Origin of the sequence: Ferroacidibacillus organovorans, from assembly GCF_001642725.1 — a bacterium.
GTDB lineage: Bacteria > Bacillota > Bacilli > Alicyclobacillales > SLC66 > Ferroacidibacillus > Ferroacidibacillus organovorans.
Genome location: NZ_LSUQ01000080.1, coordinates 1 through 9,396 on the forward strand (window position 1 = coordinate 1; position 9,396 = coordinate 9,396).

At 51.6% G+C, this 9,396-nt stretch carries 10 protein-coding genes and 1 pseudogene; all 11 read left to right on the forward strand.

The genetic code is table 11. The features are described from left to right. Positions 1-367, forward strand: a pseudogene (locus AYW79_RS15955) (hypothetical protein); the annotation flags it as partial. Positions 368-429: 62 nt separating this feature from the next. Further along, positions 430-1,872, forward strand: a complete 1,443-nt coding sequence (locus tag AYW79_RS14300) for an amino acid permease (RefSeq protein WP_179123071.1) — start codon at positions 430-432, stop codon at positions 1,870-1,872. A gap of 5 nt (positions 1,873-1,877) precedes the next feature. Next, on the forward strand, positions 1,878-3,056 hold the full coding sequence (locus AYW79_RS14305) for a M20/M25/M40 family metallo-hydrolase (RefSeq protein WP_143216169.1): 1,179 nt from the start codon (positions 1,878-1,880) through the stop codon (positions 3,054-3,056). 212 nt (positions 3,057-3,268) lie between these two features. Continuing rightward, positions 3,269-3,817, forward strand: a complete 549-nt coding sequence (locus tag AYW79_RS14310) for an NUDIX hydrolase (RefSeq protein WP_231877827.1) — start codon at positions 3,269-3,271, stop codon at positions 3,815-3,817. A 1-nt stretch (position 3,818) separates the two neighbouring features. Then, entirely contained in the window at positions 3,819-5,012 is a 1,194-nt protein-coding gene (locus AYW79_RS14315) for an endonuclease Q family protein (protein WP_079290323.1), read from the forward strand. A gap of 55 nt (positions 5,013-5,067) precedes the next feature. Then, on the forward strand, positions 5,068-5,661 hold the full coding sequence (locus AYW79_RS14320; RefSeq protein WP_067567275.1) for a hypothetical protein: 594 nt from the start codon (positions 5,068-5,070) through the stop codon (positions 5,659-5,661). 72 nt (positions 5,662-5,733) lie between these two features. Next, positions 5,734-6,090 (forward strand): RNHCP domain-containing protein, encoded by a 357-nt coding sequence (locus AYW79_RS14325; protein WP_067567278.1) that lies wholly within the window; start codon positions 5,734-5,736, stop codon positions 6,088-6,090. Positions 6,091-6,103: 13 nt separating this feature from the next. Further along, positions 6,104-7,225 (forward strand): alanine dehydrogenase, encoded by a 1,122-nt coding sequence (ald, locus tag AYW79_RS14330; RefSeq protein WP_067567281.1) that lies wholly within the window; start codon positions 6,104-6,106, stop codon positions 7,223-7,225. 78 nt (positions 7,226-7,303) lie between these two features. Further along, entirely contained in the window at positions 7,304-7,468 is a 165-nt protein-coding gene (locus AYW79_RS15685) for a hypothetical protein (protein ID WP_156481838.1), read from the forward strand. A gap of 139 nt (positions 7,469-7,607) precedes the next feature. Further along, positions 7,608-8,495: a site-specific tyrosine recombinase XerD gene (gene xerD, locus AYW79_RS14335; RefSeq protein WP_067567296.1), complete on the forward strand. Its 888-nt coding sequence runs from the start codon at positions 7,608-7,610 to the stop codon at positions 8,493-8,495. Between the two features lie 15 nt (positions 8,496-8,510). Continuing rightward, on the forward strand, positions 8,511-9,396 hold an 886-nt coding region (locus AYW79_RS14340), incomplete at its 3' end, for a phosphopentomutase (protein WP_067567284.1).

Consider the following 9,396-nt stretch of genomic DNA (forward strand, 5'->3'; position numbering starts at 1 on the left):
ATTAAAAGCGCAACAAGACGCAATGAGCACAGCGCTTCAGGAAGCCGCAACGAAATACGGTGTGCGCGTCGAAGCGCTGTGGACTGACAGCTACCCGGCGCTTCATTTGCCAGAGTCCTCCTTTTTGCGAACGATGATCACAAATGCGATGGCAAAACTGGATCTCGCACCAATTTTTGGGCCGACAGGTGGCGGGAGTGACGCAAATGTCGTCGCGGGGAAAGGAATTCCTATCGCAAACTTAGCAGTTGGCTATCAACAGATTCACACATTAGAAGAGTGGATCGCACTACGCGATCTGACGCTGGCGTCTGAACTGGTCCTTGAACTTATTCGCGAAGGTGCAAACCATCACTCCCTCGTGTAAAAATTCATTCTCCCCGCATATGCGAAGGCAATCTTTGCCATGCTAGGTGCGGGGTGAGTGCATTGGCAAATTCTCGCGACAAATTCAATCTGCCACGCGGCTTGACTCCACCGGGGAATCAGCCGCGCGGCACAACTGAAAACCACGCTTCCATACTACATACTGGCAATGCGACCGGTGTAAGCGTGACGGGGCTTGTTCTTATTGGGATCGGAGGGATTGTCGGCGCAGGTTATTTTTTGGGTGTCGGAATGGCGGTTTCAGAAGCTGGGCCGTCCATTCTACTCGGATTCGTATTGGGCGCGCTGCTTATGTCACAGGTGGTCGGCGCGATTACCTCGCTGTCTGTGAATCATCCGGTCGAAGGATCGTTTCGAACCTACGCGCAAGAAATGCTTGGACCGTTTATCGGCTACATGCAAGGCTGGCTCTACTGGTTGTCAAGTGTCTTGACCATCGGCAGTGAGGCGATTGCTATGGCAGTTTTTGCTCGCATGTGGCTTCCCGGCATGCCTATCTGGAGTTTATCTCTACTCTTTATTGTGCTTGTTCTTTTACTGAATGCGTTTGGTGTCAACGTCTTCGCTAAACTAGAAAGCGCCCTTGCGGGAGTGAAGCTCGTCGCGCTCATTGCATTTATTGTCATCGCTATCTTTCTCTTGATGCAGCCAAACGCGTTCCACCTCTCCTTGACGCATCTCCTTTCGCGCGGATTTTTTCCGCACGGCGTCCTGGGTTTGTTTCAGTCGATGCTTATCGTGGTTTTCGCGTATGCTGGTATCGGCGTAGTGGCGACCGCCATTACCCAGTTGAATCACGCAGAAGATGCTGGGCGCGCAAGCGGACTCATCGTCTTTGGGCTGGCTATCCTCTACATTCTGTCTCTCCTCGCGCTCTTGCTTTTACTCCCGTGGTGGAAAATCAGCACACAAACAGGTCCCTTCACATTGGCACTAAACATCCATCATCTTTTTGGTATCGCCAATTTGATGAACGGTGTGGTACTCGTCGCGGCGTTTACTGTGATGGGAGGCGCGCTATTTTCCGCCGTTTTGATTTTATCGAGCATGGCAAATGCGCGACAGGCGCCGTATTTCATGAAAAAGACGCCAGGGCGGTTTGGTGGATTTCCGGCACTCTTGGTCTCTGTGGCGGGCGTTGTCCTGTCCATTCTCATCAGTTTCAAGCTTCCTGCCAGCGTCTACAATGATCTGATCAGCGCATCCTCTTTCTTTACGTTTTTTAACTGGGTGATCATCCTTCTCTCGTGGATGAGATACAAGCGTATTCATCGCGATGATGTTCACTATCAATCTGCCTTCCTGAGATTTGGTGGGGTAACGCTTTTTGCAACCATCGTCGTCATCGTGGCGCTCGCCGGGTTTGCCTTAACAAACGCAGATCAACGGATGGGGGCGATTGCGGCAGCCCTTTTGTTCTTGCTCGTCGCAGTTTTCTATCCGTGGATACGCAAAAGAAGTCATCCTCATATGGAGCGGAGTTGAAACGCATGTCAACCAAAATGCCCCTGGCAATTGAAGTCAATCAAGAACGTCTGATTGCGTTGTTTTTAGAATTGATTCAAATTGACAGTCCATCAGGCGCAGAGCGCGCAATCGCAGATGTGCTCAAAAAAAAGCTGGAAGAGCGTGGATTTCAGGTTCGTGAAGATGATGCGGCTGCCAAACTCGCGCAAGAATCTCCTGAGAAAAGACTGCCAAAAGGAACCGCAGGGAATCTGATCGCCACGCTAAAAGGGACGACGGAAGCACCGCATCTCTTATTTATGGCGCACATGGACACCGTTGTTTCCAACCGAGGTGTCCGTCCGATTCGTGAACAGGGTGTAATCAAGACGGATGAAAAAACAATTCTCGGCGCGGACGATAAGGCGGGAGTCGCAGGCATTCTTGAAGCTTTTTCTGTCGTAAAAGAAAAAAATCTCCCGCACGGAGATGTTACTGTCGTCTTTTCGATTTGTGAGGAGTTAGGACTCTATGGCGCAAAGTACCTTGATGTCGATTCGCTGCGCGTCGATTTTGGCTATGTTCTCGACAGCGGTGGACCGCCGGAAAAAGTGATTGGTGCGGCACCTTATGAAGTGGATTACCGAGTCACGGTACATGGTCGCGCGGCGCACAGTGGCGTGAACCCGGAAGATGGGATCAATGCGCTCGCAGCCGCGTGTTCTGCCGTTTCCCAATTCAAACAAGGGCGAATCGATAAGCACAGTACGCGTAACATCGGAATCTTTCGCGCAGGAGAGACCACCAATACGGTGTGTGATCGCGCACATCTGGAAGGTGAAGCGCGCAGTCTTGATAAAAAGCAGGTCGACGCGCTTGTTTCTGAAGTGCGGCAGGCGTTTGAGCATGTCTGCCCGACTTTTCACGCGACGTTTGATATGGATGTCGAAGAGGCGTATTCAGGTTTTCAACTCACAGAAAATGATGACGTCGTGCGCCACGCTTTCAAAGCACTAAAGCAAATCGGGCTCACACCTGTACTGGCCGAGCGTGGCGGCGGAAGCGACACAAACATTTTGAACGGGCGTGGCATTCCGGCCGTCAACCTCGGTGTAGGCGCGTCGCGCGATCACACTGTTTATGAGTCGGTACACGAGGCGCATCTCATTGCCGCAGCTCAGATGGTCTGCTCGATTTTAGCGAGTGTCCTTGACGAGAAATGAAATACAGTTCTTGCAAGGCATTCCGTCCTGTAACACATCGATCAGTCGGGCGTCACGGGAATTGGCGTGGGTGAGTTTTTCTATGATCTCCAACACATCGCGTGGCTTTCCTGAACAGATCCACTTATCTCTGTGATAAACTGCTTTCATGAGCATCCCTCCAACAAATGGCTATGCACAAAGAGGGAATATGATGATGGAGGAACAACCACGTGAGTGAATTTCACGAAGCACTCCTTCGCACAGAGCGTGTGTTTCACGGTAGAATGATCGCGCTTGATCAAGACTTCGTTCGTCTTCCAAACGGCAAGGAAACCACACGCGAAGTCGTCCGTCACCCTGGCGCTGTGTGCATCCTCCTGCAAGATGAGAGAGGGTGCCTGTGCCTGGTGCGTCAGTATCGTCACCCTGTTTTAAAAGAGTTGTATGAGTTGCCTGCCGGCAAACTCGAACGTTTCGAAGATCCGCAATCTGCCGCAGAGCGTGAGCTCTATGAAGAGACGGGGCGATCGACGACAGCGCTTCGTCACGCGATGACGTTCTATACGACACCGGGCTTCTCCGATGAAGTGATGCATCTGTATGTAGCGACGTGCAATGAAACAAGTGAATCGTTTGCTGGGCAGCATTTGGATGAAGACGAGTTTTTGGCAGTAACGTATCACACGCGGGATGAAGTGCAGTCGATGCTCACGCGCGGTGAGTTTGAGGATGCCAAAACGCTCATCGGCATACTGCTTTGGCTGGGAGGGAATGTGTAAATTGTCACATCAAGTACGCGAAGAACTCCCTAAGTCGTCATTCATTGTCGATTTTCATGTCCATATCGGCTTTGCAGATGGGAAACCGGTTAAAATCTCTGCCGGAAAGACGATGACGCTAGAAGCGGTGCTCGAAGGCGCGATACAAAAGGGGATTGACCTTGTTGGTATCACTGACGGCGTTACGGGTCCGGTCCGCACCGTATGGGAAAAACTCATTGCGCGCGGAGATCTCGCGCTGCTTGCAGGTGGGGGGTATCGCTATCGCGATGCGGTGACGATTGTTCCTGGTGCGGAGGTTGAACTGCGCGGTCCCCACGGCGGGGCGGCACACTTTGGACTCTTTGTAGGGAATTTGGACGCTGCGGCGTCGCTCTATGAGGAACTCGCGCATGATCAAACCAACCCGGATCTCAGCTCGCAGCGCCTGAATGTTAACTTTGAAACAATGGCCGATTGGCTCGACGAAAGAAACGGCATCGTCATTATCAATCACGCGTTCACGCCGCACAAAGGTTTGTACGGCTCCTGCGTGACGCACGCGAGTGAAATGATCGATCTCTCCCGAGCGGCTGCGCTTGAACTTGGGCTATCTGCGGATACGGATATGGCTGATCGCGTTTCGGAGCTCCGTGCGACGACGTTTGTCACTAACAGCGATGCGCACTCAACCCCCAAACTGGCGCGTGAATACCACGTGGCGAGAATGGATTTTCCCGACTTCGAAAATTATAAGCGGGTATTGCGGCGCGACGGAAGTTTTCAAATCACAGAGAATGTTGGAATGTGGCCGACGCTCGGGAAGTATCATCGCTCGTTTTGTCTCGCTTGTGGCGCGATTGCAACCATTGATCAAGCTGTCTGTTCATCGTGTGGCAACAAAAAGTTTACACGCGGCGTGTATGAGCGGCTCCATGAAGTGGCCGATCAAGAGATCTCGTCTTCCCCCGATTACCGCCCCCCTTATCGTCACCACATACCGCTTGACATGATTCCAGGTATTGGTAAAAAGACGCGTGATCGCTTGCTTTCTTGTTTTGCGCAGGAACTCTCGGTGATGCGCATGGCGACGATCGAAGAATTGACCGATTGCGTTGGACCTTTGCTCGCAAACCGAATTGATCTCGCGCGTCATGGACGTCTTGGCATGGGCGTCGGGGCGGGCGGGGTTTATGGCAAAGTTCTTGCAGAGTAGAAGGGGATGTTTAAAAATGGCATGGTGACATACCCTCATAAGGGGGGGATGGGCCGTGTCATTTAAACGCAAGAATAGCGGATTTCGACCGCGTATGGCGCTGCGGCCGATGATCCAGCGCGCGGCGCGCATTGCCTTGTTTTTCACCGTTCTCTATGCGGTGGGCATCGTTATAGGCGCAGTTCTTGGAGTGCTATACCCGAGTGTTGGGCAATCCATATCCTGGCTACCCCAGCGAAACATTTCCTATCGCTCACTCGTACTGCGAGATGCGCTGTTCGGTGAATCACTGATTCTGCTCCTATGGGCCATGGGGCAGAATGTGCTCGGTCCGCTGTTCGTCTGTCTTCTCCTATTTTTACGGAGCGTCTCCCTTGGATTGGCATTAACGCTCGCGGTGTCCATGTATGGCGGTCGCGGCGTTCGCATGGATTTGCTTGATGTCCTTCCATGGAATATACTTTCATGTGGTGCCTATGTCCTTTCCGGAACGGCTGCATATCTTCTATCTCGCTATGTTTTTTCGGCTAAAGCTGGTCGTATGCAGATGCGTATTTTTCTTTTGTACTGTATGGTTGACTTTTTTTCGGGAGGCGTCGTACTTACAGCCGCACTGCTCCAAGTTGTCCTTGATTTGCGCACAGGATAAGGAGTGGTGCTTCGCCGGTGCGTTCGCAAAGCCGCACAAGTTTCGTAGAGTCGTCACCTGAGGAGGTGTACTGTGCGAGAAAGCCGTCATTTCACGGTGATCAATGAACCGTTCACGTGCATCGTTTGTAATACACAGGTTGCGCCACTGCGGACAGGCTGCCGCAATCACTGTCCCGCGTGTTTGCACAGTGTGCATGTCGATCGCTTTCCAGGTGATCGCCAGTCCGAATGCGGAGGATTGCTCGTTCCTGAGGAGATTGTACAGGATAGCAAAAAAGGGTTTATGATTGTGCATCGCTGTAATACGTGTGGTGAACTGCGCACCAATAAAGCGGCGCTTGATGATCCAGCGCAACCTGATCACATGGATGCGATCTTGGATCTGATGAAAAACCGAGCGCTAACTAAGCGCGGTCGGCAGGTATAAAGGGGGAAATTCAGTGATTATCGGCGTTCCAAAAGAACTGAAGGATAACGAAAATCGCGTTGCCATGACACCGGGTGGCGCGCGCAGTTTTGTCGCGGCGGGACATCGCGTCATCGTTCAAACTGACGCAGGAAAAGGCAGCGGCTTCTCTGATGCAGACTACCAAAAAGCGGGCGCCTCCGTTTTCAGTGACGCGCGTGAAGTTTGGTCGCAAGCCGATATGGTGATGAAAGTCAAAGAGCCAATCGCCTCTGAATACACCTACTTTCGTGACGGCTTGATCCTTTTTACGTATTTACATCTCGCTCCTGAGCCCGAATTGACCAAAGCGTTACAGGCGTCTGGCGTCATCGCAATCGCCTATGAGACGATTCAACTCACGGATCGCTCGCTTCCGCTGTTGACCCCGATGAGTGAAGTGGCCGGACGGATGGCCATCCAAATCGGCGCACAATTCCTCGAGCGGCAAAACGGTGGAAAAGGTATCCTGCTCGGAGGAGTTCCGGGCGTTTTGCCGGGACATGTCGTGATTATCGGCGGCGGAATTGTAGGCACGAACGCAGCGAAGATGGCACTTGGCACGGGTGCTATCGTGACGATTGTCGATGTCAATCCTGACCGTTTGCGCGCTCTGGACGATCTTTTCGCAGGGCGTGTCCAGACGCTTATGTCGAATGAGTACAATATCGAGCAGGCGGTTTCACAAGCTGATCTTCTCGTTGGCGCAGTGTTGATTCCAGGATCGCGCGCACCGAAACTTGTGAAAGAAGAAATGGTGAAGAATATGACACCTGGAAGTGTCGTCGTTGACGTTGCGATTGATCAAGGTGGATCGATCGAGACGATCGACCGCGTGACGACACACAGCCATCCGACCTATGAGAAATACGGTGTGGTACACTACGCAGTCGCCAATATGCCAGGTGCAGTTCCTCGCACCTCAACTTTAGCGTTGACGAACGTCACGATGCCCTACGCGTTGCGCCTTGCCAATCACGGTTTCCATCAGGCGATTCTTGAGAGCGACGCGCTATCTAAAGGTGTGAATGTGTATGCCGGGCATGTGACTTATGAAGCGGTTGCGACAGGTCTTGGTATTCCGTATACACCGCTTGCATCTGCTCTCGCAAAATAAATCAAAACAGACGAATTTGATCCGTTGTGCTAGTCCCTCCTACGGTCACATACAGTGGGACTGAAGGAGGGACCTATGATGCAGATTCGTGCCATGGGTGCGATTACATTTGTGTTAATGACGTGGGGATTTTACCTTTTGTTTACACATGTCGATGCACAATTCATTCATGATGTCGCAGTTGTTTCGGGGGTATCACCGACCATTCGCCATTTGGCGGAATTGACGATTTCTGGCCCATAACGTGTAGGATCATCCGCCACTCGGCGGATTTTTTTCTTCACAAGGGTTTTTTGATGGATGTGTTGAACTAACTAGAATCGCAGTGTATTGTTCGACGATCAAGCTAGGCAAGGCGGAGATGGATTGGGTGGCGATGGATATGGATGCATGGCTCGATCAGTTTTTACAATATGTAGAAGTTGAGCGCGGTCTTTCTAAAAATACGCTTGACTCCTATCGTCGAGATCTTCTCACGTATCTCACGTTCTTGGAATCGCGCGGTTATACAGTAACGTCTCCTTACGAACATGGTTATATTCCCCAGTACGTGCAAGAACTGCGAGCCAAGGGGCGTGCGACGGCAACCGTCTCACGAAACCTTGCGAGCATTCGCTCCTTTTACAGTTTTCTCGTGCGCGAGCGAATCCTTCTATTCGATCCGTCACAACACATGGAGACGCCTCGCATGGAACGCAAACTTCCACGCGTACTCATCATGGAAGATGTGGATCGCTTGCTTGCCGTTCCGGACGCCGCGACCTCCAAAGGATTGCGTGATCGCGCCATGCTTGAACTGCTCTACGCCACGGGAATACGCGTCTCTGAACTGGTTTCGCTCAATGAACATGACGTGAATTTGACGGCATCCTTTTTACGCTGTATAGGAAAAGGATCAAAAGAGAGAATCATTCCGCTCGGGCACATGGCGCGTCAGGCAGTGCTCGATTATGTGACAAAAGCGCGCAGCAGTATGGTGCGCGATCCGCTTGACCCTTCACTCTTTGTCAATCATCTCGGCGTGCGCCTTTCTCGCCAAGGGTTTTGGAAGATTATAAAGAAGCACGCCAAAAAGGCGGGCATTGTGGCAGACATTACACCACACACCTTGCGACACTCTTTCGCGACACATCTTCTTGAGAATGGTGCAGACTTGCGCGCCGTACAGGAGATGCTAGGACATGCAGACATCTCGACAACGCAGGTGTACACCCACGTTACGAGAAGCCGTCTTCAGGATGTTTATCAAAAAGCTCACCCTCGCGCATAAAGGGGAGAAAGAGGAATGGCATTGAAAAAAAGAGTCATTTTAATCGTCCTTGATTCGGTTGGCATTGGACACGCACCGGACGCGGCACTGTACCACGATGAAGCAGCCAATACGCTTGCGAATGTGGCTGAAGCGATGGGGGGGCTTAACGTCCCACACCTTGCATCTCTCGGTTTAGGAGAGATTTTCCCCCTTCGCGGCGTTGTCGCAGATCATGTTATTGGCGCATTCGGGCACATGATTCCACAATCGGCGGGGAAAGACACGACAAACGGTCACATGGAGTTTGTCGGGGTCACGCTTTATGAACCGCTGCCCACCTATCCTGACGGCTTTCCTGCAGATATCGTGAATGAGTTTCAGATTAGAACGGGGCGGGAGATTCTCGGGAATAAGCCGGCGAGTGGGACAGAAATTCTAAAAGAATTAGGCGATTTGCATGTGCAAACGGGGAAGCCAATTGTCTACACTTCGGCAGATAGCGTGTTTCAAATTGCTGCTCACGAGTCCGTAATCCCACTTTCTGAACTCTACGCCATGTGTGAAGTTGCGCGTGCCATACTCACAGGACCGCATGCCGTCGGCCGCGTGATTGCACGACCGTTTACAGGTGAGTCCGGAAATTATACAAGAACTGCAAATCGACGGGATTTTTCCCGGGATTTTGGAGAAACACAACTTACAGACCTTGAAAAACATCGTATTCCGGTCTATGCGATCGGGAAAATCGAAGATATTTATGGTGGGCACGGAATCACCCAAGCTGTTCATACCAAGAACAATGAGGATGGTGTTGATCAAACACTTCGTATCATGCAGGGTGCAGCTTCACCATGTCTGATTTTTACAAACCTCGTCGATTTTGACATGCTATACGGTCACCGCAATGACCCACTCGGGT